This is a genomic window from Nocardioides sp. HDW12B (assembly GCF_011299595.1).
In the GTDB taxonomy this organism is placed as follows: Bacteria; Actinomycetota; Actinomycetes; order Propionibacteriales; family Nocardioidaceae; genus Marmoricola_A.
The window spans coordinates 3,911,677-3,936,913 of record NZ_CP049867.1; the positions used below are offsets into that span (position 1 = coordinate 3,911,677).

Sequence of the window (25,237 nt, forward strand, 5' to 3'; positions counted from 1 at the left end):
TCACCGCACCTGAGAAGGACCACCCCGTGAGGATCCCGGCGAGCACCTACCGCCTCCAGATCACCGAGAGCTTCGACCTGCTCGCCGCCGCGCGGCAGCTGACCTACCTCCACGACCTGGGCGTGGACTGGGTCTACCTGTCGCCGCTGCTGGCCTCGGAGTCCGGCAGCGACCACGGGTACGACGTCGCCGACCACTCCTCGATCGACCCCTCGCGGGGCCGGTCCTCGGGGTTGTCGGCGCTGTCGTCGGAGGCCCGTCGGCTGGGGATGGGCGTGCTCGTCGACATCGTCCCGAACCACGTCGGGGTGGCCCGGCCGTGGGAGAACACCTGGTGGTGGCACGTGCTGACCCACGGCCAGGAGTCGGCGTACGCGGGTGCCTTCGACATCGACTGGGACGCCGCCGACGGCCGCGTCCGCATCCCCGTGATCGGCGACGACGACCTCGACCCCGAGACCGGGCGGATCGCCAACCTGCGGGTGCTGGCGGGCGAGCTGCACTACCACGACCAGCGCTTCCCGCTGGCTCCCGGGACGGCCGAGCGCGGCCCCGACGAGGACGCCAACGAGGTCGCCGCCCGTCAGCACTACGAGCTGGTCTCGTGGCGCCGCGCCGACCACGACCTGAACTACCGCCGCTTCTTCGCCGTCAACACGCTCGTGGCGATCCGCGTGGAGGACCAGGAGTGGTTCGACCGCTCGCACGAGGAGATCCGTCGCTGGTTCGACGAGGGTCTCGTCGACGGGCTGCGCGTCGACCACCCCGACGGCCTGCGCGACCCGGGCGGCTACTTCGACGACCTGGCCCGCCTCACCGGCGACTCCTACGTGCTGGTCGAGAAGATCCTCGAGCCGGGCGAGGCGCTGCCGATCTCGTGGGCGACCGCCGGCACCACCGGCTACGACGTGATGGCGCTGGTCGACCGCGTGCTGACCGACCCCGCCGGCGAGCAGCCCCTCGACGACCTCGAGACCCGGCTGCGCGGCGAGGCCGTCGACTGGCACGCGATGATCCACGACACCAAACGGGCCGTGGCCGACGACGTCCTCAACTCCGAGGTGCGACGCATCGCTCGCGAGATCGGGCGGGCGAACCCGTCGGTCGAGCCCGTCGAGACCTTCGAGCAGATCGTCGACGCGGTCGCCGAGCTGCTCGCCTGCTTCCCGGTGTACCGCTCCTACCTGCCTCTGGGACGCGAGCACCTCGAGGAGGCGTTCGCCGCCGCCCGGAAGCACCGCCCCGACCTGGCGGCGACCTTCGACGCCGTCGAGCCGGTGCTGTTCGACGGCGCGTCCGACGCCGCCCAGCGCTTCCAGCAGACCAGCGGCATGGTCATGGCCAAGGGCGTCGAGGACTGTGCGTTCTACCGCTGGTCGCGGCTGACCAGCCTCAACGAGGTCGGCGGCGACCCGAGCGTGTTCTCGGTCGCCCCCGACGCGTTCCACGACGCCATGACGACCCGCCAGGCCGAGTGGCCGCACGCCATGACGGCCGGCTCGACGCACGACACCAAGCGCGGCGAGGACGTCCGCGCCCGCATCGCCGTGCTCGCCGAGAGGCCCGAGCGCTGGGCCGCCGCCCTCGACCGCCTCCTCGCGCTGGCCCCGGTGCCCGACGCCGGGTTCGGCAACCTGCTGTGGCAGGCGGTCGTGGGCGCCTGGCCCGCCGGGGGCGTCGAGGTCCCCGACCTGCGCTCCCGCTTCCACGCGTACGCCGAGAAGGCGATGCGCGAAGCGGGCGACCGCACCACGTGGACCGCGCAGGACGCGACCTACGAGGCGGCCGTGCACGCCGCCGTCGACGCGGTCTTCGACCGTCCCGAGGTGCGCGCGGTCGTGGAGGACCTGGTGGCCGAGATCGCCGGTCCCGGCTGGAGCAACGCGCTCGCGGCCAAGCTGGTCTCGCTCACGATCCCCGGGGTGCCCGACGTCTACCAGGGCAGCGAGCTGTGGGAGCAGAGCCTCGTCGACCCCGACAACCGTCGGCCGGTCGACTTCGCCCGCCGCGCCGAGGTGCTCGAGCTGCTGCGCTCCGGCGAGCGGCCGGCCCTGGTCGGCGGTCCGGATGACGACGGCACGGTCAAGCTGCTGGTCACCCACACCGCGCTCGTCGTACGCCGTGACCAGCCGGACTGCTTCACGACGTACACGCCGCTGACGGCGGAGGGGGACGCCGCCGACCACGTGCTCGCCTTCGACCGCGGGGGCGCGGTCACCGTCGCGACCCGGCTCCCGGCCGGCCTGGCCGCGCACGGAGGGTGGCGGGAGACGGCGCTGCCGCTGCCGGCCCACGGGCCCTGGATCGACCTGCTGACCGGCCGCCGGCTGCGTCTCGACGACCAGGGACGCGTCGACGTCGGCGACCTGCTCGCGCACTACCCGGTCGCGCTGCTGGTGCCCGACCGGCGGGAGGGCCGCGGCCGCTTCGACGTGTGGGCGCCCGAGGCCGCGACGGTGGCGCTCAGCGTGGGCGACCGTGTCGTGGCCATGAAGCGGACCGATGACCCGTCGACGGGCTCAGGAGGGTCCGGTTGGTGGACCCCGACCGGGCCGGAGCCACTGGGCGAGGTCGACTACGGCTACGCCGTCGACGGCTCCGACGTCCGACCCGACCCGCGCTCGCAGCGCCAGCCGCACGGCGTCCACGGGCGCTCGCGCACCTTCGACCCCTCGGCCCACGTGTGGGGCGACGGCGCCTGGACCGGCCGGCAGCTCGCCGGGTCGGTCGTCTACGAGCTGCACGTCGGCACCTTCACGCCCGAGGGCACCCTCGACGCCGCGGTCGACCGGCTCGACCACCTCGTCGAGCTCGGCGTCGACCTCGTCGAGGTGATGCCGGTCAACGCCTTCAACGGCGAGCACGGCTGGGGCTACGACGGCACGGCGTGGTTCGCGGTCCACGAGCCCTACGGCGGCCCGGCGGCGTACCAGCGCTTCGTCGACGCCTGCCACCAGCGCGGGCTCGGCGTCGTCCAGGACGTCGTCTACAACCACCTCGGACCCTCGGGCAACTACCTGCCGGTGTTCGGGCCCTACCTCTCCTCGGAGGGTTCGAACCCGTGGGGCGACCACGTGAACCTCGACGGCGAGGGCTCGGCCGAGGTCCGCGCCTACGTCCTCGACAACGTGGCGATGTGGTTCACCGACTTCCACGTCGACGGGCTGCGGCTCGACGCCGTCCACGCGCTCGTCGACTCCTCGCCGACGCACCTGCTGGAGGAGATGGGCCAGCGGGTCGCGGCGCTGTCGGCGCACCAGCGTCGTCCGCTGACGCTGATCGCGGAGTGGGACGGCAACGACACCGCGATGGTCACCCCGCGCGAGGCCGGCGGCACCGGGCTCGACGCGCAGTGGAGCGACGACTTCCACCACGCCGTGCACGTCGCGCTGACCGGGGAGACGCAGGGCTACTACGGCGACTTCGCGCCGCTGTCGGCCCTGGCCAAGGTCTGCGAGAAGGGCTTCTTCCACGACGGGACGTTCTCGACCTTCCGCGGCGCCGACCACGGCGCGCCGGTGGACGTCGCCCGGATGCCCGCCTGGCGGCTGGTGGTCTGCAACCAGAACCACGACCAGGTCGGCAACCGCGCCCGGGGCGACCGGCTCACCGAGACGCTCGACGACGACCAGCTCGCCGCGGCGGCGCTGCTCACCCTGGCCGGCCCCTTCACGCCGATGCTGTTCCAGGGCGAGGAGTGGGCCGCGTCGACACCGTTCGCGTTCTTCACCTCCCACCCGGAGACCGACCTCGGGCACGCGGTCAGCGAGGGCCGCAAGCGCGAGTTCGAGAAGATGGCGTGGGACACCGACACCATCCCCGACCCGCAGGACCCGGCGACCTTCACCGCCTCGAAGCTGGACTGGAGCGAGGTCGGCTCCGGCCGTCACGCGGTCCTGCTCGAGTCCTACCGGGCGCTGACCCGGCTGCGGCGCACCCTGCCGGAGCTGACGGAGCCGGACCTCACCCGGACCTCGGTCTCCTTCGACGAGGACGCGCGGTGGTTCCTGCTGCACCGCGACGGCTCGGGCCGGGGCGACCGGAGCGGGGTGCTGGTCGCGGTCAACTTCAGCGACGTCGAGGTCACCGTGTCGCTGGGCGGCGAGACCGACGGGCCGGGCGTGGGCGGTGACGGTCGGACCTGGACCGCGCTGTGGCAGTCACCGTCCGGGGTCGTGGTGCACGGCGACACGGTCGTGCTGCCGCCCCACGCGAGCTGCCTGCTGCACTGACGCCGGCCCGGGCCGCGGTCGGCGGCTCAGTTCCAGCCGAGCGGGGCCGCCGCGCCCTCGTTGTCGTCGTGCTTCTGGCACCGTCGGCAGACGAGGTAGGCCTGGCCGGAGTCGTTCACCCGCTTGACCCACTTGTGCCAGCCGACGAGGCACCTGATGTCCCTGGTCATCCCCCCACTCTCGGCCCGGTGCAGTGACGCCGCCAGGGTCGGTCGCCCGGGGGACAGACCGGCCAAGGTCCCGTCGTAGGTCCGAGCGGCGTGCGCCGGTGGTGGTCAGGTCGGCTCGATGACTCCCTCGATATGTAGTAGTCCTGCTACGTTCTGTCCATGGGCTTGGACGACCTCGTGATCGACGTGGCGGACCTGCGCATGCGCTATGGCGACGTGGACGTGCTGGACGGCGTGACCTTCTCGGCCCACCGCGGCGAGGTCCTTGCGCTGCTCGGACCCAACGGGGCGGGCAAGAGCACGACGATCGAGATCCTCGAGGGCTTCCGGGTCCGATCGGCGGGCGAGGTGTCCGTGCTGGGCACCGATCCCGCTCGCGGTGACGAAGCCTGGCGCGCCCGGCTCGGCGTGGTGCTGCAGTCGTGGCGTGACCACGGCCGGTGGCGCGTGCGGCAGCTGCTCCAGCACCTCGCCGCCTACTACCGCCCCTACTCGACGCCCGAGCGCGAGCGCCCGATGGACGTCGACGAGCTCCTCGAGCTGGTCGGCCTCACCGAGCACGGCCGCTCGAAGGTCGGCTCCCTCTCCGGCGGTCAGCGGAGACGTCTCGACGTCGCGATCGGCATCGTCGGCCGACCCGACGTGCTCTTCCTCGACGAGCCCACCACCGGGTTCGACCCCCAGGCGCGCCGGGACTTCCACGACGTGGTCCACCGGCTCGCCGACCTCGAGGGCACGACCATCCTGCTCACCACGCACGACCTCGACGAGGCCGAGAAGCTGGCCGACCGCATCCTGGTCCTGGCCGGCGGCCGCATCGTCGCGGACGGCAGCGCCGCCCAGCTCGCCCGTCAGGTGGCGGGCCGCACGGAGGTCCGGTGGAGCCGCAACGGCGAGCACTTCGTCCACGCGGCCGAGGGGGCCACGCAGTTCGTCCGTGAGCTCTTCGCCCAGTACGGCGACGAGGTCGCGGACCTCGAGGTCAGGCGGGCGACCCTGGAGGACAGCTACATGGCGTTGGTGCGTCGGTTCGAGTCCGGCGAGCGCGGCGGACCCGGCGGGCCCGCCGGGCCTGGCGGGTCCGCCGTGTCCGGCTCGACCGGTGAGGGCCTGGCGGTGGTCCCGTGAGCGCGTTGACCGAGCGGCCCACCGTGCTGGCGGCGCGCCTGGGGGTGCGACGCGGTGTGCTCGAGATGAGGCAGAGCCTCTCGACGCGCGCCGACCAGGTCTGGCTCGTGACGATCAACGCCGCCTTCGTGCTGGTGCTCGTCTTCCAGCGGGACTCAGAGCTGTCCGGGACCGGGTTCTCCCTGGCCCTGGCGACCCTGCCCGGCCTGATCGGCATGAACGTCGCGATGGGCGGGTGGATGGGCACGGCCCAGACGCTCGCCGTCGAGCGCGAGGACGGCACCCTGCTGCGGGCCAAGTCGACCCCCAACGGGATGGTGGGCTACCTCGTCGCCCGCATCACGCTGGCGATCCTCAGCACGCTGCTCGGCCTCGTGGTGTTCCTCGCTGCGGGCGTGTTCCTGCTGCCCGGGCTGCGCGACGTGCCGGCCACCGGCTGGCTCATGCTCGGCGCGGTCTTCCTCGTCGGGATGATGGCCACCATGCCCTGGGGTGCGGTCGTCGGCGCGTCGGTGAAGTCCTCCGGCGCGGGGTTCGGTCTCAGCTTCCTGCCGATGGTGGTGCTGATCGGCATCTCGGGGATCTTCTACCCGATCACGGGCCTGCCCGACTGGATCCACCCCGTCGCGCTGGTCTTCCCGGTCTACTGGCTCGGCGCCGGGATGCGCGACGCGCTGCTGCCCGAGGCGGCCGGTGCCGCCGAGCTCGGGGGCGCGTTCCACACCTGGGAGACGTTCGCCGTCCTGGGCCTGTGGGCGGTCATCGGGCTCGCGGTCGCGCCGCGCGTGCTGCGGGCGATGGCGCGTCGCGAGTCGGGGTCCGCGGTGGAGAGCCGCAAGCAGGCCGCTCTCCAGGCGTGGAGCTGACCGGTGGCGCCGAGCAACGAGGTGGTGCACAACCGCATCGCCATGCTGCGGGCGGAGCGGGGCATCTCGCGCCGCGACCTGGCCGACGCCCTGGAGGTCCACTACCAGACCATCGGCTACCTCGAGCGCGGTGAGTACAGCCCGAGCCTCCACCTGGCCCTCAAGATCGCGCAGTTCTTCGACGTGCCCACCGAGGTCGTCTTCTCGCTGGCGCCCTTCCCCCGGCTGGGGCACCGGACCGCCTGACGTCGTACGACGCCGTACGACACCGCCGGCCCTGCCGGCCCTGCCGGCCCTGCCGGCCCTGCCCGTTCGGTGTCAGGGGGGCGACGCGCGACCTACCGTGGACGGATGTACCTCGAGAACCTGGTGGTCGACGCCTTCGACCCGCAGCGGCTGGGACGGTTCTGGCAGGAAGCGCTCGGCAGCGAGACGCTCACCGACGACCCGGGCATCTTCGAGACGCGGCTCGCCGTCGCGGACGGCCCGGTCCTGGACCTCTGCTTCCAGCGGGTGTCCGAGCCGCCCGTTGACCCACCGCGCCTGGTCCCGGCCGTCGCGGGCGGCGAGCGGCGCGACGCCGAGGTGGAGCGGCTGCTCGCGCTGGGCGCGCGCCGTCGCGCCGACGGAGCCTCCGAGGACGTGCTCACCGACCCGGAGGGCAACCCCTTCCGCCTGGCCGAGGAGGCGGCGTCGTACGCCGGCACCGGACCGCTCGCGGCTGTCACCCTCGACTCCGCCGACACCGACCGGGACGTCGCCTTCTGGGCGTGGTTGACCGGCTGGACGGAGGTCCCGGCGCTCGGCCCGGGCACGCGGACGCTGCGTCACCCCTCGGGACGCGGGCCCGCGCTCGAGCTCCGGCCTGAGCGGAACCCCCAGGGTGCGAGCAAGAACCGGATGCACCTCGACGTACGCCTGGAGGCCGGCGAGGTGCAGGACGACGCCGCCGACGGCATCGCCGCGCGGGGCGGCGACGTGCTCCGCGTCGACTGGGGCGAGCTGCCGTGGCGGCCCTACACCGACCCGTCGGGCAACGAGTTCTGCGTGCTGCCGGTGTCGTCCGGGGCCTGACCTAGCGGCCGAACAGGACCGAGAGACCCGTCCCGACACCGGTGATCACGAGCGCTGCGACGAGCACGAGGGCGACGACCTTGGTGTTCATCATGGCTGCAGCGTACGGCGACGGGGTCGGCGCACCTGCCAGGTGCCTGTCCGGCCCGACGCCGATGCGACGGGGCGACGGGGCGACGGTTCAGGCGGCCGACCGCAGCCGCAGCGTGAGCGACCGTCCGCGCTCCTGCGCCGCCTGGTGGGACTCGGCGAGCAGGGAGTGCGCCGCCTCGCGGAGGTGGGCCATCTGGGGCGTCACCTCGGCGAGGGTCAGCTCGGTCTCGATCACCTCGAGGTCGAGGCCCCAGACGTCCGCGAGCACGCGGCGCATCCATCCCGTGGCGTGGTCCCAGCCCTCCCGTGGGGTGCCGGCGCCGTAGCCGCCACCTCGCGCGGTCACCAGGAAGGCCGGTCGCCCGGTGAGGGTCGTCGCTCCGGGTCCGAGGCGCGGGTCAGTGCTGACGACGTCGTACCAGGTCTTGAAGTGCTGGGAGACGCCGAAGTTGTACAGCGGCACGGCGAGGATCAGGGCGTCGGCGTCGACGACCTCGTCGGCCAGCCCGGCGGCCACGGCCACGGCGGCGCGCTGCTCGTCGGTGCGGGCCTCCTCGGGGGTGAAGCCGGCGAAGGCGGCCTCGCCCCACACGGAGCCGTCCAGGGGGCGGGCGCCCACGTCACGGCGTACGACGTCGGTCGGGTGGAGGTCGTCCAGCACCGCGGCCTCGAGGGTGTCGGCGACGGCGCGGGTGACCGAGCCCTGCTGACGGATGCTGGCGTCCAGGCGGAAGATCGTGCGGCTCATGGGGGTGCTCCTCGGGTGGGGGTGAGGGCAATAGTCTTGCACACAGATGATCTGAACAAAAGATGATCAGGAAGAACGATGATCGCCACGGCCGCGTGCGTCGTAGACTCAGGGCATGACGGACCAGGGCGAGCGACCAGCCCCGGTGACCGAGCTCGACTTCGGGCAGGCCCTGGGGACGCTGTTCCGGCGCTTCTCCACCAGCGCCGGCGCGGCCGTCGAGGACCTCCCGGGCGGTCCTCGCGGCTTCCAGGTGATGGCCGTCGCGGCCGGCACCTCCTGCGCCAACCAGGCGCGGATCGCCGAGCGGCTCGGGCTCGACCGCACCGTGATGACCTACCTGATCGACGACCTCGAGAAGGCCGGCCTCGTCGAGCGGCGACCCGATCCCGCCGACCGTCGGGCGCGCCAGGTGCTGCTCACCGAGCGTGGCCGGTCGACCTACGTCGAGGCGACGCACCGGATCGAGCACGTCGAGCGCGGCGTCCTCGCCGGCCTGTCGGACGCCGACGCCCTGCTGTTCCGCGAGCTTCTCCTGAGGGTCGCGGAGGGTGCCGGGGACGTGCGGTCCGACGGCGTCGTCAACGCCTGCGACGTGGCGGAGACGCTGGCGCCCGGCCGCTCGGTCGACGCCCCGACGGGGGTCCGCGGGTGAGTTGAGTAGCGCTACTCAGGCGCTCACGCACGGCAGCAGCGAGGCTTGATCCATCGAGAGGACGCCGGGACCGACCCGGCGCCGACCAGGAGGATCACCGCCGTGAGCAGCAACCAGCCCCGCACCACCCGGACCACCTCGGCCTTCTTCGCGCAGGCAGCGATCTCGTTCGGCGTCGCCCTGCTGGGCCTGGTGATGGCCGCCCTCTACATGCCGGGTGATGCCTGGATGCGCGGCTTCATCGCCATGACGACGCTGTTCCTGGTCTCCTCCTCCTTCACCCTCGCCAAGGTGATCCGTGACAACCAGGAGGACTCGGCGATCTACAGCCGCCTCGACCAGGCCCGCGTCGAGCGCATCCTCGCCGAGCACGACCCCTTCCGCGAGGTCGCCTGAGCCGGGGCGGCAGACACCGTGCCCGGTCCCCGCACCAGGTCGGCTCAGCCCGACCGGCGTACGACGAGCCGGTCGGGCGCGACCGAGACCACCTGCATCACCCGGGGCACCCCCTGGGCGGCACCCTCGCTCAGCGTGACGGTGTCACCCTCGACGCTCCAGTCGCCGGCGGCCTCCTCGGGGATGTCGGCGGCACCGAGGCCGGTCTCGGCGAAGCTCCCGTCCGGGCGCAGCTCGAACGCGACCCGCCCGCGCGCCGGCGGCAGCGGGGTGCCGACCGGGCGGAACACCATCTCGTGCTCGGTGTCCTCCTCCCGGACGTGCACCCAGCGGCCGCACACCTCCTCCGGCGTCATGCGCTCACGCGAGGAACGACTTGCGCGGTCCGGCGAGGCAGGCGTTCATCCGCGAGACCTGACCGGCGGTGAACATGAACATCGCGGCGTCGTCGACGTAGTCCATGTAGTTCATGAACATGTCGCCGTACGGCGCGTTGTTGCAGGTCACGACCGGGAAGGTCGGCTTGCCGGTGTTGGGGCCCTCGCAGTTGGGGGTGTCCGGCACCCGGTCGCCGCCGCTGCAGTCCAGGGTGTCGCCCCAGATGTGACGCAGGTTCAGCCAGTGCCCGACCTCGTGGGTCAGCGTGCGCCCCTGGTCGAAGGGCGCGGAGGCGCTGCCCTCGGTGCCGAAGGCGGTGTTCAGGATGACCACCCCGTCGGTCGCCTTCGGCCCTCCCGGGAACTGGGCGTAGCCGAGCAGGCCGCCGCCGAGCGTGCAGACCCAGATGTTGAGGTAGCGGTCCGTCGGCCACGCCGCGGATCCTCCCGACGCGACCCGCTTGACGGCGTCGCCGGCGCCGAACGAGGCGCGGTCGGTGGCGACCCGCACGATCCCGTCGGTGCGCTTGCCATCGGGGTCGGTGGTGGCCAGCCTGAAACGGATCTTGGCGTCCGCGACCAGGCCCTTCCAGGGGTCGGGCACCTTCGTGACGTCGGGGTTCTTGGCGCGGAAGTCGGCGTTGAGCGCGTCGATCTGGCTCCTCACCTGCGCCTTGGTGATGTTCTCCGCGGGCTTCTTGTGCACCACGTGCACCACGGTCGGGATGGTGACCACGGTGCTCGCCACGCGTGCGGCCTCGCCGCTGGTGACCGCCCGAGCGGTGAACACCTCGGCCCGTTGCTGGTTGGCACGGAAGGAGGGCTGCTCCTCCAGCAGCCGCTCGTACTCCTGCATCGCGGCACACTGTCGACGTCTCGGGGGCATGGCCCCTCCTCTCGGACACCAGGACGACCCGCGACGCCCGGTCGAGCGGCCGGATCCTGGCTCCGACCCTGCTCGCGGGCCCGTCGGCCTGTCAAGGGACCCTCGGACCTCGCGTCCGCCGTACGCTCGGAGACCTCATGAGCACCTGGACCACCGCGGCGGCCGTCGACGTCAAGAGCCAGCTGTTCCGTGCGCTCGCCGTGCTGCGGTCCATCGTCCTGCTCAACGCGGCCGGACTGACTTTCTATCGCTTCGACAATTTTCGGTCACCCGGGCTGGCGCTGGCCTGCCTCGCCGTGATGGTGGTGTGGACGGCCGTCGCGCTCTGGGCGTACGCCGAGCCGCGGCGACGGGAGCTCCCGCTGCTCGTGACCGACCTCGTCGTGGCGCTGTCCCTCCTGGCCGTGACACCCGTGGTCAAGGGCGACGACTTCAACGCCAGCGTCCCGGGCTTCTGGGTGATGGGGGCGCTCTTCGCCTGGGCGATCCACTACCGCCGCACCGGAGGGCTGATCGCCGGGGTGCTGCTGGCCGGGATCGACCTGGCCGTGCGGCCCGACGTCGAGCAGGCCAACTACGGCAACGCCTTCCTGCTCGTGCTCGGCGGCCTCGTCGTGGGCCACATGTGCGAGGCCCTCCAGCGCATGGCGGTGCAGCGCGAGCAGGCGGAGCGCAGCGCCGCGGCCGCCACCGAGCGCGCGCGGCTCAACCGGGTCGTGCACGACGGGACCCTGCAGGTGCTGGCGCTCGTGAAGCGACGCGGCCCCGACCTGGGCCGCGACGGGGCGGAGCTGGCACGGCTGGCGGGCGAGCAGGAGCGGGCACTGCGGGCGCTGCTGCGCGCCGACGCCTCCCCGACGACCGCCGGCGGTGTGGTGGACCTGGCGGCCGAGCTCGGGCGCCTCGAGCGCGACCGTGCGGTCACCGTCGCCACGCCGGCCACCGCGGTCGAGCTGCCGCAGGAGACGGCGCACGAGCTGGTCGCCGTGGTCCGGGCCTGCCTGGACAACGTGGCCCGGCACGTCGGCGAGGACGCCCCTGCCTGGGTGCTGGTGCAGGCGTTCCCCGACCGGGTAAACGTGTCCGTGCGCGACGAGGGCCCCGGCATCGCGCCGGGTCGGCTCCAGGAGGCCGAGGCGCAGGGGCGGCTCGGCGTCAGCGAGTCGATCTGCGGGCGAATGTCCGACCTCGGCGGCACCGCCACCCTCACGACCGGGTCGTGGGGCACCGAGTGGGAGCTGGTCGTGCCCCGGGCCGTCTAGTCTCGACGCCATGAGCGAGACCCCCGTCCGGGTGATGGTCGTCGACGACCACCCGTTGTGGCGCGAGGCCGTCGAGCGCGACCTCGCTGCCGCCGGCTTCGTCGTGGTCGCTACCGCCGCCGACGGCACGCAGGCGCTCGCGCGCTTCGCCGCAGCCCGCCCGCAGGTGGTGGTGCTCGACCTCCAGATCCCCGCCCCCGACGGGGTGGCGGTCACCGCGCAGATCGTGGCGCAGGACCCCGAGGCGCGGGTGCTCGTGCTCTCGGCGTCGGGCGAGCACAGCGACGTGCTCGGGGCGGTCAAGGCCGGTGCCGTCGGCTACCTCGTGAAGTCGGCGAGCCGGGAAGAGCTCGTCGACGGCGTACGTCGTGCCGCCGCCGGTGAGCCGGTCTTCACCCCCGGGCTGGCGGGGCTGGTGCTCGGGGAGTTCCAACGGCTCTCCGACGAGCCGAGCGACGGCGAGGAGTCGCCGCTGACCGAGCGGGAGACGGAGGTCCTCACCATGGTCGCCAAGGGACTGACCTCGCGCCAGATCGCCGAGCGGCTGGTGCTCTCGCACCGGACCGTGCAGAACCACGTCCAGAACATCCTCGGCAAGCTGCAGATGAACAACCGCGTCGAGCTGACCCGCTACGCCATCGAGCAGGGGCTCGACGGCTAGCGGCGCCGGTCACACGACGGCGCGGTCGCGGTCGGCCCAGTAGGGCGCGCGCAGGTCCTTCTTGAGGATCTTGCCCGTCGGGTTGCGGGGGAGAGCGGGGACGACGTCGACCGAGCGGGGGCACTTGAACTTCGCGAGCCGCTCGGCGGTGAAGGCGATGATCTCCTCCTCGGTCGCCTCGGTGTCCGGCTTCAGCCCGACCACGGCCTTGACGACCTCGCCCCAGCGGTCGTCGGGGACGCCGATCACGGCGACCTCCGCCACCGCGGGGTGCTCGGAGATGACGCGCTCGACCTCGGGGGAGTAGATGTTCTCGCCGCCCGAGATGATCATGTCCTTGAGCCGGTCCTCGACGTAGACGTAACCGCCCGCGTCGACCTTGCCGATGTCGCCCGTGCGGAACCAGCCGTCCTCCGTGATCACCTTCGCGGTCTCCTCGGGCTTGCCGAGGTAGCCCTTCATCAGCTGCGGGGTCTTGAACCACAGCTCGCCGGGCTGGCCCGTCGGCACCTCCTCGAGGGTCGCCGGGTCGACGACCCTGACCTCGGCGTTGGGCAGCACCGTGCCGGCCGAGAGCAGCCGCTCGGGGTGCTCGGCGTCGTGGTGGGCCTCGGGCAGCAGGTGGGTGATCACGCCGCACATCTCGGTCAGGCCGTAGACCTGCATGAACTTCGTGGTCGGCCAGGCCTCCATCGCCGCCCGCAGCAGCGGGGTCGGCATCGGTGCGGCGCCATAGGTGTAGATCTTCAGCGCGCCGAACAGCTTCACCGCGTCGCCGCCGGAGGCGAGCACCTGCGCGAGGACGGCGGGCACGAGGAACGCGCCGTTGCCGCCGTTCATGATCGCCCAGGCCAGCGACGGGCCGTCGGGGTCACGGGTCATCACGCTGGGCACCCCGTCGAAGATGCTGAACATGATGTAGCTGGTGCCGCCGACGTGGAACAGCGGCATCGCCACGAGGGAGCGGTCGCCCTCCTCGAAGCCCCAGCCCTCGTGGGCGTTGACGGTGTGGGCGATGAGGTTGGCGTGGGTGAGCATGACGCCCTTGGGACGCCCGGTCGTGCCCGAGGAGTACATGACCAGGCAGACGTCCTCGGAGCTGGTCTCCTCGGGCCGGTCCAGCGGCTCGGAGGCGGCGAGCCAGGTCTCGTACTCGTCCCCCTCGGCGCCGTCGGGCGTGACCGTGAGCAGCTTCTCGACGCTGGTCAGGTTGCCGCGGATCGGCTCCACGGTCGCCATCAGCTCGGTGCCGACGAAGAGCACCTTCGCGCCGCAGTCGTTGACGGCGTAGTCGACCTCGTCGCCGGCCGAGCGCCAGTTCACGATCGCGTGGGCGGCGCCGATCGAGGCGGCGGCGAGCGTGATCTCCACGCAGGCCGGGTGATTCTTGTCCAGGAACGCCACGATGTCCCCGCGGCCGACACCGAGGGCGCGCAGACCGCCGGCGGCACGACGTACCCGGTCGTTCCACTGCGCCCAGGTCCACTGGCGCTCGCCGTACATCACGGCGAGGTCGTCGGGCTTGTGCGCGGCCCAGTGGGCGAGGGGCTCGTCGATGGTGGTGGGCACGTGGCCCAGGACCAGCTCGGGTGTGGCGTTCGTCATAGCGGGACCCTTCCACAGCGACCCCGGTGCGGCAACGGGGTCCGTCGGGCCCGCGGGCCGGAACCTCCACACCGGACGTGCAGGTTTGAGGGTGGGGTGTTCGGAGCACGAATTCACCATGACCACTTCGGACACCAAGATCACGGTCGAGAAGACCATCAACGCCTCCTCCGACGCCGTCTTCGACGTCCTGAGCAATCCGCACCGCCACGTCGACCTCGACGGCTCCGGCTTCGTGCGCTCGCTCGAGAAGGGCGACCGCATCACGAAGTCCGGCCAGCAGTTCGTCATGAACATGACCGGCGACCACATGGGTGGGGAGTACCAGGTCGACAACCACGTCACCGGCTTCGACCCCAACCACCTCATCGCGTGGAAGACCGCCCCGCGCGGCACCGAGCCGCCCGGCTGGGAGTGGCTGTGGGAGCTGGAGTCGCAGGGCTCCGACAGCACGCTGGTGCGCCAGACCTACGACTGGAGCGGCGTCACCGACCAGGACCTGCTCACGAAGATCGGCTTCCCGCTCGTCAAGCAGGAGCAGCTCGAGGACACCCTCAACCGCCTCGACCAGGCCGTCACCGGGTCCTGACGCGCCCGTGAGCGCGCCGACGCGGTGGTTGTTCGCCGACCAGCTGGGGCCGCACTTCACCGACGACCACGACGGGCCGTTGCTCGTCGTCGAGTCGAAGGCGGTGTTTCGGCGGCGGACCTTCCACCGGCAGAAGGCCCACCTCGTGCTCTCCGCGATGCGGCACCGCGTCGAGGAGTTGCGCGAGGCTGGCCGCGACGTGACGTTCCTGCAGACCGGCACCTACCGCGAGGCGCTGGCGCAGGTCGACGGGCCGCTGCAGGTCGTCCACCCCACCAGCCACGTCGCGCTGCGCTTCGTCCAGCGGCTGGCCGAGCGGCGTGAGATCGAGATCCTCCCGCCCCGTGGCTTCGTCACGGAGCGGGAGGACTTCACGCGCTGGGCCGAGGGTCGCGGCAGCAAGCGGCTGCTCATGGAGGACTTCTACCGCGACGCCCGCCGCCGGCACGGCGTACTTCTCGAGGACGACGGCGAGCCCGTCGGCGGGTCGTGGAACTACGACGCCGACAACCGCGAGTCGCCGCCCAAGGGCGCGACGACGCTCGGCGTCGATGAGCCGTGGTGGCCGCAGGAGGACGCGATCGACGAGGCGGTGCGCCGCGACCTCGACGGCTGGGCGTCCGACGGCCGGACCGGGATCTCGTTCCTGGGGTCCGACGGTCCTCGCCGCTTCTCGGTCACACCGGGCGAGGCGCAGACCGCGTTGACCGACTTCCTCGACCACCGCCTCGAGCCGTTCGGCACCTACGAGGACGCCGTGCTCGCCGACGACCCCTGGATGGCGCACTCGCTGGTCTCGGCCCCCCTCAACCTCGGCCTGCTCGACCCGCTGGACGTCGTACGCCAGGCCGAGGAGCGGCACCGCTCCGACGGCGCGCGGCTCGCGAGCGTGGAGGGGTTCGTGCGGCAGGTGATGGGCTGGCGCGACTACGTGTGGCACCTCTACTGGCACCTCGGCGAGGACTACCGCCGCCGCAACGGGCTGAACGCGCGTCGCGGCATCCCGGACTGGTTCGCCGAGCTCGACGGGTCCGCCACGAAGGCGCGGTGCCTGTCGCGGACCCTCGACGACGTCGACCGGCACGGCTGGGTCCACCACATTCCGCGCCTGATGATCCTCGGCAGCTACGCCATGCAGCGCGGCTGGAAGCCGCTCGAGGTCACCGACTGGTTCCACCGCGCGTTCGTCGACGGCTACGACTGGGTGATGGTGCCGAACGTCGTGGGGATGTCGCAGCACGCCGACGGCGGGGTGATGGCGACCAAGCCCTACACGTCGGGCGGCGCCTACCTCGACAAGATGACGGACTACTGCGGCGAGTGCCCGCTCAACCCGAAGGTGCGCGTGGGTGACGACGCCTGCCCCTTCTCGGCCGGCTACTGGTGGTTCCTCGACCGGCACCGCGACGACTTCGCGAAGAACCAGCGCATGGCGCGCGCGGTCAAGGGCCTCGACCGGCTCACGGACCTCCCCGAGCTCGTCGAGCAGGAGGACCGCCGCGGCTCCCGCGCCCCCTGACCCCTGCGCGAGACTTCAGTTGTGCGGTCGCGAGACGTCACTTCTGCGCGCGCGAGACGCCAGGTCTGCCGTCGCGAGACGTCAGTTGTGCGGGCGCGAGACGCCAGTCGTGCGCGTCAGTCCTGCACAACTGGCGTTTCGCGCCTGCACAACTGACGCTTCGGACCTGCACAACTGACGCTTCGGACCTGCACAACTGACGCTTCGCGAGGAAGGTGAGGCTCTGGTCAGGGGGTGGGGGCGAGGAAGGAACGGAGGAGGGGGCCGGCGGTGACCGAGCCGGAGTCGCCGGTCTCGACGAAGGCGGCGACGGCGAGGTCGTCGTCCGGTCCGGGCCCACCGTCGGAGAAGGCGATCATCCAGGCGTGGGTGGCCAGGGACCCGTCGGGCAGCGGGTCGCCGTACTCCGCGGTGCCGGTCTTGGCGCCGTCGGCCACCCCGGCGAGCACGGAGCCCGAGCCCTCGGTGACGACCGCCTGCATCAGCCCGCGCAGCGCCCGGCCCTCGGCGGCGGTCAGGGGAGCGTCCGGTGCGGCCTCGGGCCGGAACTCCTCCAGCAGGTACGGCGTCACGGTCCGGCCCGCGCGCACCGACGCGGCCACCGTGGCCATCGCCATCGGGGAGGCCAGCACGGTGCCCTGCCCGATCAGGTCGGCGGCGGCCTCGGTCTCGCTGCGCGGCGGCGGCACCTGGCCGAAGTACGCCGGGAAGCCGAGGTCCTGGTCGACACCGAGGCCGAGGGCCGCGGCCGCCTCCGCGAGGTCGCCGCGGCCGAGCTCGCCGGCCGACCCGACGAACGCGGTGTTGCACGAGTTCGCCACCGCCTGGCGCAGCGTGATCTCGCCGAGCCCGGTGGACGGGTAGTCGTCGTAGTTCTTGAACGACTTGCCGTCCACGCTCAGCGTCGCCGGGCACGACACGCGTGAGTCCGGGCGGAGCCCGGCGCGCAGCAGCGCCAGCGACGAGACCACCTTGAACGTCGAGCCGGGGGCGTACTGACCGTAGGTCGCGACGTTCAGCCCGTCGCCGCCGACCCCGCTGGCCGCGGCGAGGATCGCCCCGTCGGAGGGACGGACCGCGACGATGGCGGTGGGCGGCGACTCCGCGCCCTCCGGTACGGCGAGCACCCGCTCGGCCTTCGCCTGCAGGCGCGGGTCGAGGGTTGTGACCAGGGGCTGGCCGGGCTCCGGGTCGGTGGAGAACAGCTCCTCGTCGCCGGCGCTGACGACGATCCCCGGGGTGCCGGCGAGCTGCTCGTCGTACCTCGCCTGGAGCCCGGACACGCCCGCCACGTCCCCGGCCTGCAGCCGACCGTCGGAGGACTCGACGAGCTCGGCCGTCACCGGACCCACCCGCCCCAGGATCGGCGCGGCGAACTCGCGGGTCGGGGCGAGGGGCAGCTCGTCGTCGATCGCCACCGCCCCGCGGATGCCGCGGATCGCCGAGACCACGGGGGCGGCCTCCGAGGCGCGGAGCACGAGCGCCTCGACGAAGGCCAGGTCGCCGGAGCTGCGGACCAGCTCCGCGTAGGGCCCGGGGTCCACGTCGACGGCAGCCGCCAGGCGGCGTCCGTTGGCCACAGCGGCGGCGGACCCGAGGCGGCTCTTGTCGATGCCGATGCGCACCACCGGCCGGTCGCGGACCAGCACCGCCCGGTCCGCGCCGAGCACCTGCGCCCGCGGCGCGGGCACCCGTGTCACGTCGAGGGTGGCGTCACCGCTCAGCGAGGGCTCGACGAGAGCGGGGTCCCAGGTGGCCTGCCACGCCTCGGCGTCCTCGGGCAGCGTCAGGTCGGCGGTCGTCTCGTAGGACCAGACCTCCGGACCGGTCGCCCACTCCCACGACAGCGTGACGGTGGCCCGCTCACCGTCCTCGGCCTCCGTGACGGTCTCCACCGTCACCGCCGGCGACAGCCCGGCACCCTCGACCAGGTCCGTCACGATTGCGTCGTACTCCGCCTGCGGGGTGCCGTCGGAGAACAGGCCGTCCGCCAGCTCCCCGGCCTCGAGGCCGGCCGCGAGGTCGTCGGCGGCGTCCTGCGGGTCGGGCTCGGCGCCGAAGGAGCAGGCGGCGAGCGGCGTCACCAGCAGCGCGGCCAGCGCGGCGCGAGCCGCGCCTCGGCGGGTGGTCGGAGTCATCGGCATCGTCCCCCGGGTCGTGGTGAGATGGCCGCAACGGGGCTGAGGGGCCCTCGGAGGCGGGAGGCCATCGTGTCAGCAACGCAGTTCGACACCGTGAAGGAGTACCTCGACTCGTTCCCGGACGACGTCGCCGAGGTGCTGCGCCAGGTGCAGGACCGTATCCGCGCCGCCGCCCCGGGAGCCGACGAGGTCATCAGCTACGGCATCCCGACGATGCGCCTCGAGGGCCGCAACCTGGTGCACTTCGCCGGGTGGAGGCACCACGTCAGCATCTACCCCGTGCCCGACGACGTCTCGAGCCTGGAACCCGAGATCGACCGCTACCTCGCCGGCCGGGGCACGCTGAAGCTGCCGCTCTCCGAGCCGATGCCGCTCGAGCTGATCGAGAAGGTCGCCCACCTCCTGGTCGCGCAGAACACGCGCTGAGCGGGCGGGTGCGACGGGCTCAGGTGGAGTACGGCGAGCGCCACGACAGCGCGAGCGCCAGCAGGAACGACCCCACGCCGATGCCGACGAGCACCGTGCTGCCCGCCATCGCGCCGACCGCGACAGGGGAGGCGCACACGGCCAGGGCCGTGAAGCGCACGTGGTGCAGGACGTTGCGGTGCCGCACGATCGCGGCGGGCACCGCGAGCGCGGCGACGGTCGCCACGACGAGCAGCGGCCGACCCACGACGTCGGCCCCGAGGCTGTCGGCGTACGCCGCGCGCAGCTCCTCGGCTTCGCTGAGGCCGAGGCGCCACTGGGCCCAGACGTCGAAGGTCTCCACGACGCCGAGGTGGAGCATGCCGCCGGCCAGGGCGACGAAGGCGGCGTTCCTGAGGTCGCGGCCGGGCGGGCCCTCCGGGTCGGCCGCGTCCCGGCGGACGACCGCGAGCAGCAGGACGGCGAGGGAGCACACGGCGACGCCCACCGGCGTCCCGGCCAGCGCCGAGAACAGCGTGCCCAGCAGGCCCGCGGCGAGGTACTCGCCGGTGAGCCGGTCGTCGCGGCCGCGCAGCAGCTGGCGGTCGGACCACAGCCCCCGCAGGAACCACAGCGCCGCGAGGCTGACGACCACGGCGCCGGCCCGGTGCAGGGCCAGCACCAGCCCGAGGTCGGGGTCGGCCGCCCGGTCGGCCGGCGACTCGCCCGTCAGCAGCACCTCGAGGGCATAGGTGGCCACCGCGGCGAGCACACCGGTGAGCGCCAGCGGTGCGACGGAGCGAAGGAAGGAGTCGGGGCGCGCCATCGCGGCCTCAGTCCGGAGCCGGAGCGGCAGGAGGCGTGGCGCTGCGGGTGACGCCGGCGCTGGCGACCACGACGCACACGACGGCGACCCACTCCCGCACCCCGAGCTGCTCGGAGAGCACCAGCAGCCCGGCCATCGCGGCGGCGGCGGGCTCGAGACTCATGAGGATGCCGAACACCCGCGGCGGCATCGTCCGCAGCGCAGCCATCTCGAAGCTGTACGGGATGACGCTCGACAGCAGCCCGACCAGGGCCCCGACGACGAGCACGCGGGTGCCGAGCAGGTCGGCGCCGCCGATCGCGATCGCGAACGGCGCGAGCGCGACGGTGCCGACGAGGCTGGCCACGGCCAGCCCGGACAGGCCGTCCCAGCCGCGACCGACGGCCGCGCTCAGCGGGATGTAGAGGCCCCAGGCCGCGCCGGCCAGCAGGGCGAAGACGACGCCGCCGACCGTGACACCGCCCCCGCCGAAGCCCAGCAGCGCCACCCCCAGGGCGGCCAGCCCCACCCAGGCCAGGTCGAGCTTCTTGCGCGACCCCACCAGAGCCACGGTCAGCGGCCCGAGGAACTCGATGGTGACGGCCAGTCCGAGCGGCATGCGCGCGAACGACTGGTAGATCGCCCAGTTCATGGTGCCGAGCACCAGCCCGAACAGCAGCACCGTCCGCCAGTCGACCCGGCTGCGGCCGCGCAGCCGGGGCCGCGCGATCGCGAGCAGGATGATCGACGACGCCACGAGCCGCAGCCAGACAACCGCCGTGGGCTCGAGGAGCGTGAAGAGCTGCTTGGAGAACGCCGCGCCGAGCTGGACCGAGGCGATGCCGGCCAGCACCAGCCACACCGGCCGGGACCCGAACGAGCGGCGGTTCGGCGTACGACGACGCGCGGTCCGTCCCGAGGTGTCCGCAGCCGTCACCCGCCGAGGATAGGTGCCCGGCCCCCGGGGTGTGGCGGGCCGTCCGAGGGGGGAGAGTTGAAGCAACATCTGACGATCTCCAGGGGAGTGCGCGTGAAGGACACCGCCGGCAGCTACGTGACCGAGGGCCAGGCCTTCGAGCGGGACATGGACTACATCCCTGACCGCATCACCACCGAGCCGGGCCGTTCCCAGGACCCCCGCGTGGGAGAGGTCGAGGCGAAGACCTGGCCGGCCGAGCCCGGCCGCTACCACCTCGCGGCGGCCAAGGCCTGCCCGTGGGCGAACCGCTCGATCATCGTGCGCAACCTGCTCGGCCTGCAGGACGTGATCTCGATGGGTCTGGCCGGGCCCACCCACGACGCCGACTCGTGGACCTTCGACCTCAACGAGGGCGGGCGCGACCCGGTGCTGGGCATCGAGAAGCTCCAGGAGGCGTACGTCAACCGCATCCCGGACTACCCCAAGGGCATCACGGTGCCCGCGATGGTCGACATCGAGAGCAAGGCGGTCGTCACCAACGACTTCCCGCAGATCACCCACGACTTCTTCTTCGAGTGGCGCGACCACCACCGTCCCGACGCCCCGGACCTGTGGCCCGACGACGTCCGCGACGAGATGGAGGAGGTCATGAAGCGGGTGTTCACCGAGGTCAACAACGGAGTCTACCGCTGCGGCTTCGCGGGCTCGCAGGAGTCCTACGAGGAGGCCTACGACCGGCTGTGGACCGCCATGGACTGGCTCGAGGAGCGACTCGGCGACCGGCGCTACCTCATGGGCGACACCGTCACCGAGGCCGACGTCCGGCTCTTCACGACCCTCGCCCGCTTCGACGCGGTCTACTACGCGCACTTCAAGTGCAACCGCAACCAGCTCAAGGAGATGTCGAACCTCTGGGGCTACGCGCGCGACCTCTACCAGGTCCCGGAGTTCGGCGACACGGTCGACTTCGAGCAGATCAAGGCGCACTACTACGTCGTGCAGACCGACATCAACCCCACGAAGATCGTCCCGAAGGGTCCCGACCCGGACGTCTGGCTCACGCCCCACGGGCGCGGCTGACGGAGCGGCGCGCCCCAAGCGCGGCGGAGGACGGCGTACGGCGCTGCGGCCGCCCGAGCCTCAGAGCCGGTGCAGCGGCGGCGTGGGGGGAGCCGAGACCCGCGGCGAGCGCTGGACCGGGACGCGGGCCGGCAGGGCGGTGCGCCAGAAGGTGTCCTCGGCCGGCTGGTCGAAGGGGTAGTCCCAGTACTCGACCAGCTTCTCGTCACGGAAGCGCAGCACGTGCACGACCGTCCGGACGAAGGCCGGGTCGCCGTGACGGGCCGTGCCCTCGACGAGCAGCAGGTTCTTGTGGTGGTCGGCGAGCACAGAGGTGACGGTGAAGCCGGGATGGTCGCCCGGCACGCGCCGCACGGCGTCGACGTAGGTGCCGACGGCGTCGCGGCCGAAGTAGCTGCCCGACAGCGGGTGCGTGCCGGCGACGTGGAAGACGATGTCGTCGGCGCAGAGCGACCACAGACGGTCAAGCTCGGAGGCGACCTGGGCGTAGTGGTGCCGCACGGCGGTGCACCGGTGGTCCTGCAGCACGCGCACCTCCCGGCCGGGGCCCGGACGACGGTGTCCGGGCCTGAGGTCCTGTCTAGTCCGCGTCCCGGGCGTGGCGCACGGGACCTAGGGCACCCCGGGCAGGACGGGCTACCCGGAACCTGGTCACACCCGGCGCCGGCCTGACCATCACGTGCCTGGCCCCGACGCGCGTGCCGGGTCGACGTTCAGCCGCTCACGCGGCCGGGGTGAAGCGCCGCAGCCGCAGGCTGTTGCCGACGACGAACAGCGAGCTCGCCGCCATCGCGGCGCCCGCGATCATCGGGTCGAGCACGCCGAGCGCCGCCAGCGGGAGGGCGGCGACGTTGTAGGCGAACGCCCAGAACAGGTTGGCCTTGATCGTCGTCAGCGTCCGCCGGGCCAGGCGCAGCGCGTCACCGACGAGCAGCAGGTCGCCGCGCACCAGGGTGATGTCGGCCGCCTGGATGGCGACGTCGGAGCCGGTGCCCATGGCCAGGCCCAGGTCGGCCTGCGCCAGCGCGGCGGCGTCGTTGACGCCGTCGCCCACCATCGCGACCACCCGTCCCTCGCCCTGCAGCCGAGCCACGACCGCGACCTTGTCGGCCGGCAGCACGTCGGCCACGACCTCGTCGATGCCCACGGCGGCGGCGACCTCGCGCGCCACCGTCTGGTGGTCACCGGTCAGCAGCACCGGGCGGAGGCCCAGCTCGCGCAGCGCGGCGACGGCGGCCGCCGACGTCGGCTTCACCGTGTCGGCCACGGCGACCAGGCCACGGGCCGTCCCGTCCCAGGCCACCAGCACCGCGGTGCGGCCGCGGGAGCGGGCGTCGTCGAGGGCGGCGTCGAGCTCGGGGGGTACGGCGACGCCGCGCCCGGTCAGCAGCGCCGGCCGGCCCACGAGGACCGCGCGGCCCTCGACGGTGCCCTCGACCCCGAGCCCCTCCACGTTGGTGAAGTCGCTGACAGGCGCGAGGTCGAGACCCTCATCGGCGGCGTGCTCGACGAGCGCGCGGGCGACGGGGTGCTCCGAGGCGCTCTCCAGGGCGGCGGCGACCCGCAGCACGTCCGCCGCCCCGGTCGGCTCGCCCGACGCGGAGGCAACGGCGACGACGTCGGTCACCGACATCCGGCCGGTGGTGACGGTCCCGGTCTTGTCGAGGACCACGGTGTCGACACGACGGGTGGCCTCGAGCACCTCCGGGCCGCTGATGAGCATGCCGAGCTGGGCGCCGCGGCCGCTGCCGACGAGCAGGGCCGTGGGCGTGGCCAGCCCGAGCGCACAGGGGCAGGCGATGATCAGGACCGCGACGGCGGCCGAGAACGCCTGGTCCGCGGGCTGGCCGGTCAGCAGCCAGACCGCGAGGGTGGCGGCGGCGATCACGAGCACGACCGGTACGAAGACCGACGACACCCGGTCGGCCAGCCGCTGCACGGCCGCCTTGCCCGACTGGGCCTGCTCGACGAGCCGGGAGATCTGGGCCAGCTGGGTGTCGGACCCGACCGCGGTGGCGCGGACCACGAGACGCCCGCCGCCGTTGACCGTGGCGCCGACGACGTGGTCGCCGACCCCTACCTCGACCGGCACGGACTCGCCGGTCAGCAGCGACTGGTCGACGCTGGAGCGGCCCTGCTCGACCACGCCGTCGGTGGCGACCTTCTCGCCCGGGCGCACGACGAAGCGGGTGCCGGGGCGGAGCCGGTCGACCGGGACGCGCTGCTCGGGCCCGTCGGGCCCGTCGCCGCCGGCGGGTCCCTCGGGCAGCACCGCGACGTCCTTGGCCCCGAGGTCGAGCAGCGAGCGCAGCGCGGCCCCGGCCCGGCGCTTGGCCCGCGCCTCGGCGTACCGGCCGGCGAGCAGGAAGGTGGTGACCACGGCAGCGGTCTCGAAGTAGTAGTGCGCGTGGCCGCCGGCGACCAGCGCGACGACGGACCAGAGGTACGCCGCCAGCGTGCCGATCGAGACGAGGGTGTCCATGGTGGAGGCACCGTGGCGGGCATTGACCAGGCTGGCGCGGTGGAAGGGCAGCCCGGCCCACAGCACGACGGGGGTGGTGAGGACGAGCTGCCACCAGCCCTCGCCCGCGACGTCGACCCCGGGGGCCATCGCCAGGACTGTGACCGGGACGGTGAGGGCGCCGGCGACGAGCACGCGGCGGCGCAGGTCGTCGGCGCGGAGCTCGGACGCGGCGTCGTGCGGGGCCGTGCCGCCCTGGGGGGCGGGGTCGTGCTCGGTGGCGGCGTAGCCGGCCTGCTCGACGGTGCGCAGCAGGTCGGTCACGGCGACGCCCGGCGCGTGCCGCACGCTGGCCTTCTCGGTCGCGTAGTTGACCGTGGCCACCACGCCGTCGAGCTTGTTGAGCTTGCGCTCGATCCGGTTCGCGCACGACGCGCACGTCATGCCGGTGACGTCGAGGTCGGTGGTGACCCCGACGAGGTCGTCGCCGGTCGGGCTGCTGCTCGAGCCGCTGCGCGGACTGCCCGTCGGCGGGCTCGTGCGGGTGCTGGTCATGAGGTGTCCCGGGGGTGGTGGGTGGGTGGCCGGTCAGGCCAGCGCGTAGCCGGCCTCCTCGACGGCGGCGCGGACGGCGCCGTCGTCGACGGGGGAGGCGGGGTCGCTCGGGGTGACGGTGAGGGCGCCGGAGGCGAGGTCGACGTCGACGGCGGCGACGCCGGCGACCTCGGTCACCTCCTCGGTGACGGAGGCGACGCAGTGGCCGCAGGTCATGCCCGTGACGGTGTAGGTCTGGGTGCTCATCGGTTTCTCCTGGGATCGGGTGGTGGGGGTCGTGCGGGGCGCGAGCGGGGCGACGTACGCCGTCAGGAGCGGACGAGGCGCGCGATGGCCTCGTTGGCCTCGCGCAGCTTGTCCTGCGCCTCGGGCCCGCCCGCGCGGACAGCGTCGGCGACGCAGTGCTCGACGTGCTCCTCGAGGAGGCCGAGGGCGACGGCCTGGAGCGCCTTCGTCATGGCCGAGACCTGCGTGAGGATGTCGATGCAGTAGGTCTCCTCCTCGACCATGCGCTGCAGGCCGCGGGCCTGTCCCTCGATGCGACGCAGCCGCTTGAGGTAGGTGTCCTTGGTCTGCAGGTAGCCGGGGTGCGCGTGCTCGCTCATGATGG

Annotated in this window: 25 protein-coding genes; 13 read left to right on the forward strand and 12 right to left on the reverse strand. The window is 72.9% G+C overall.

Features of this window, described 5'->3' with window-relative positions:
• Positions 1–26 precede the first annotated feature (26 nt).
• Positions 27–4,232 carry a malto-oligosyltrehalose synthase gene (gene treY / locus G7072_RS20140; RefSeq protein WP_166088941.1) on the forward strand — a complete coding sequence of 1,402 codons (4,206 nt, stop codon included), beginning with the start codon at positions 27–29 and terminating at the stop codon, positions 4,230–4,232.
• A gap of 26 nt (positions 4,233–4,258) precedes the next feature.
• On the opposite strand, the gene G7072_RS18315 is transcribed toward treY, so the two are convergent.
• Complete coding sequence (locus G7072_RS18315) at positions 4,259–4,402, reverse strand: hypothetical protein (protein WP_166088943.1); 144 nt, start codon at positions 4,400–4,402, stop codon at positions 4,259–4,261.
• Between the two features lie 159 nt (positions 4,403–4,561).
• On the opposite strand from G7072_RS18315, the gene G7072_RS18320 reads away from it, so the two are divergent.
• The 4 genes from G7072_RS18320 (at position 4,562) to G7072_RS18335 (ending at position 7,470) form a co-directional block, all read left to right on the forward strand.
• Positions 4,562–5,530, forward strand: coding sequence for an ABC transporter ATP-binding protein (locus G7072_RS18320; protein ID WP_166088945.1), 969 nt, complete (start codon positions 4,562–4,564; stop codon positions 5,528–5,530).
• Positions 5,527–6,396, forward strand: a complete 870-nt coding sequence (locus G7072_RS18325) for an ABC transporter permease (RefSeq protein ID WP_240917044.1) — start codon at positions 5,527–5,529, stop codon at positions 6,394–6,396. The genes G7072_RS18320 and G7072_RS18325 overlap by 4 nt, the downstream gene beginning before the upstream one ends.
• A gap of 24 nt (positions 6,397–6,420) precedes the next feature.
• Positions 6,421–6,642: a helix-turn-helix transcriptional regulator gene (locus G7072_RS18330; protein WP_206063487.1), complete on the forward strand. Its 222-nt coding sequence runs from the start codon at positions 6,421–6,423 to the stop codon at positions 6,640–6,642.
• A gap of 105 nt (positions 6,643–6,747) precedes the next feature.
• Positions 6,748–7,470, forward strand: coding sequence for a VOC family protein (locus tag G7072_RS18335; RefSeq protein ID WP_166088947.1), 723 nt, complete (start codon positions 6,748–6,750; stop codon positions 7,468–7,470).
• Positions 7,471–7,651: 181 nt separating this feature from the next.
• Here G7072_RS18335 and G7072_RS18340 read toward each other — a convergent pair whose 3' ends face one another.
• Positions 7,652–8,311 (reverse strand): NAD(P)H-dependent oxidoreductase, encoded by a 660-nt coding sequence (locus tag G7072_RS18340; protein WP_166088949.1) that lies wholly within the window; start codon positions 8,309–8,311, stop codon positions 7,652–7,654.
• Positions 8,312–8,426: 115 nt separating this feature from the next.
• On the opposite strand from G7072_RS18340, the gene G7072_RS20240 reads away from it, so the two are divergent.
• Both G7072_RS20240 and G7072_RS18350 read left to right on the forward strand, forming a co-directional pair.
• Positions 8,427–8,966 (forward strand): MarR family transcriptional regulator, encoded by a 540-nt coding sequence (locus G7072_RS20240; protein ID WP_166088951.1) that lies wholly within the window; start codon positions 8,427–8,429, stop codon positions 8,964–8,966.
• A gap of 102 nt (positions 8,967–9,068) precedes the next feature.
• Positions 9,069–9,362, forward strand: coding sequence for a YiaA/YiaB family inner membrane protein (locus tag G7072_RS18350; RefSeq protein WP_166088953.1), 294 nt, complete (start codon positions 9,069–9,071; stop codon positions 9,360–9,362).
• A gap of 44 nt (positions 9,363–9,406) precedes the next feature.
• Here G7072_RS18350 and G7072_RS19880 read toward each other — a convergent pair whose 3' ends face one another.
• A complete protein-coding gene (locus G7072_RS19880; RefSeq protein WP_206063199.1) occupies positions 9,407–9,718 on the reverse strand; it encodes a hypothetical protein in 312 nt (103 codons plus the stop codon).
• Between the two features lie 4 nt (positions 9,719–9,722).
• Positions 9,723–10,595 carry a zinc metalloprotease gene (locus G7072_RS18355; RefSeq protein WP_206063200.1) on the reverse strand — a complete coding sequence of 291 codons (873 nt, stop codon included), beginning with the start codon at positions 10,593–10,595 and terminating at the stop codon, positions 9,723–9,725.
• Between the two features lie 167 nt (positions 10,596–10,762).
• Between G7072_RS18355 and G7072_RS18360 the strand changes: the two genes are divergently transcribed.
• Both G7072_RS18360 and G7072_RS18365 read left to right on the forward strand, forming a co-directional pair.
• Positions 10,763–11,887 carry a DUF5931 domain-containing protein gene (locus tag G7072_RS18360; RefSeq protein ID WP_166088955.1) on the forward strand — a complete coding sequence of 375 codons (1,125 nt, stop codon included), beginning with the start codon at positions 10,763–10,765 and terminating at the stop codon, positions 11,885–11,887.
• Positions 11,888–11,897: 10 nt separating this feature from the next.
• A complete protein-coding gene (locus G7072_RS18365) occupies positions 11,898–12,548 on the forward strand; it encodes a response regulator transcription factor (protein WP_166088957.1) in 651 nt (216 codons plus the stop codon).
• A 9-nt stretch (positions 12,549–12,557) separates the two neighbouring features.
• Here the strand turns inward: G7072_RS18365 and G7072_RS18370 are convergent, their stop codons facing one another.
• Positions 12,558–14,153 (reverse strand): long-chain-fatty-acid--CoA ligase, encoded by a 1,596-nt coding sequence (locus tag G7072_RS18370; protein ID WP_166088960.1) that lies wholly within the window; start codon positions 14,151–14,153, stop codon positions 12,558–12,560.
• Positions 14,154–14,271: 118 nt separating this feature from the next.
• Here G7072_RS18370 and G7072_RS18375 point away from each other — a divergent pair, with 118 nt between their 5' ends.
• Complete coding sequence (locus G7072_RS18375) at positions 14,272–14,742, forward strand: SRPBCC family protein (protein WP_166088963.1); 471 nt, start codon at positions 14,272–14,274, stop codon at positions 14,740–14,742.
• Between the two features lie 7 nt (positions 14,743–14,749).
• Positions 14,750–16,261, forward strand: coding sequence for a cryptochrome/photolyase family protein (locus G7072_RS18380; RefSeq protein WP_166088965.1), 1,512 nt, complete (start codon positions 14,750–14,752; stop codon positions 16,259–16,261).
• 227 nt (positions 16,262–16,488) lie between these two features.
• Here G7072_RS18380 and G7072_RS18385 read toward each other — a convergent pair whose 3' ends face one another.
• Complete coding sequence (locus tag G7072_RS18385) at positions 16,489–18,399, reverse strand: penicillin-binding transpeptidase domain-containing protein (RefSeq protein WP_166088967.1); 1,911 nt, start codon at positions 18,397–18,399, stop codon at positions 16,489–16,491.
• Positions 18,400–18,471: 72 nt separating this feature from the next.
• Between G7072_RS18385 and G7072_RS18390 the strand changes: the two genes are divergently transcribed.
• The gene (locus G7072_RS18390) at positions 18,472–18,828 is read left to right on the forward strand and encodes a DUF1801 domain-containing protein (RefSeq protein WP_206063201.1); all 357 of its coding nucleotides are present in this window, start codon (positions 18,472–18,474) and stop codon (positions 18,826–18,828) included.
• 19 nt (positions 18,829–18,847) lie between these two features.
• Here G7072_RS18390 and G7072_RS18395 read toward each other — a convergent pair whose 3' ends face one another.
• Both G7072_RS18395 and G7072_RS18400 read right to left on the reverse strand, forming a co-directional pair.
• Positions 18,848–19,633, reverse strand: coding sequence for a hypothetical protein (locus tag G7072_RS18395; protein ID WP_166088972.1), 786 nt, complete (start codon positions 19,631–19,633; stop codon positions 18,848–18,850).
• A 7-nt stretch (positions 19,634–19,640) separates the two neighbouring features.
• Positions 19,641–20,549 carry an EamA family transporter gene (locus G7072_RS18400; RefSeq protein ID WP_240917046.1) on the reverse strand — a complete coding sequence of 303 codons (909 nt, stop codon included), beginning with the start codon at positions 20,547–20,549 and terminating at the stop codon, positions 19,641–19,643.
• Between the two features lie 87 nt (positions 20,550–20,636).
• Between G7072_RS18400 and G7072_RS18405 the strand changes: the two genes are divergently transcribed.
• A complete protein-coding gene (locus G7072_RS18405) occupies positions 20,637–21,611 on the forward strand; it encodes a glutathione S-transferase C-terminal domain-containing protein (RefSeq protein WP_240917047.1) in 975 nt (324 codons plus the stop codon).
• A gap of 60 nt (positions 21,612–21,671) precedes the next feature.
• Here the strand turns inward: G7072_RS18405 and G7072_RS18410 are convergent, their stop codons facing one another.
• The 4 genes from G7072_RS18410 to G7072_RS18425 form a co-directional block, all read right to left on the reverse strand.
• Positions 21,672–22,139: a nuclear transport factor 2 family protein gene (locus G7072_RS18410; RefSeq protein ID WP_166088977.1), complete on the reverse strand. Its 468-nt coding sequence runs from the start codon at positions 22,137–22,139 to the stop codon at positions 21,672–21,674.
• Between the two features lie 193 nt (positions 22,140–22,332).
• Positions 22,333–24,627 (reverse strand): heavy metal translocating P-type ATPase, encoded by a 2,295-nt coding sequence (locus G7072_RS18415; protein ID WP_166088979.1) that lies wholly within the window; start codon positions 24,625–24,627, stop codon positions 22,333–22,335.
• Between the two features lie 33 nt (positions 24,628–24,660).
• Positions 24,661–24,873, reverse strand: coding sequence for a heavy-metal-associated domain-containing protein (locus tag G7072_RS18420; RefSeq protein ID WP_166088981.1), 213 nt, complete (start codon positions 24,871–24,873; stop codon positions 24,661–24,663).
• A 62-nt stretch (positions 24,874–24,935) separates the two neighbouring features.
• A complete protein-coding gene (locus tag G7072_RS18425; protein WP_166088983.1) occupies positions 24,936–25,232 on the reverse strand; it encodes a metal-sensitive transcriptional regulator in 297 nt (98 codons plus the stop codon).
• Positions 25,233–25,237 lie beyond the last annotated feature (5 nt).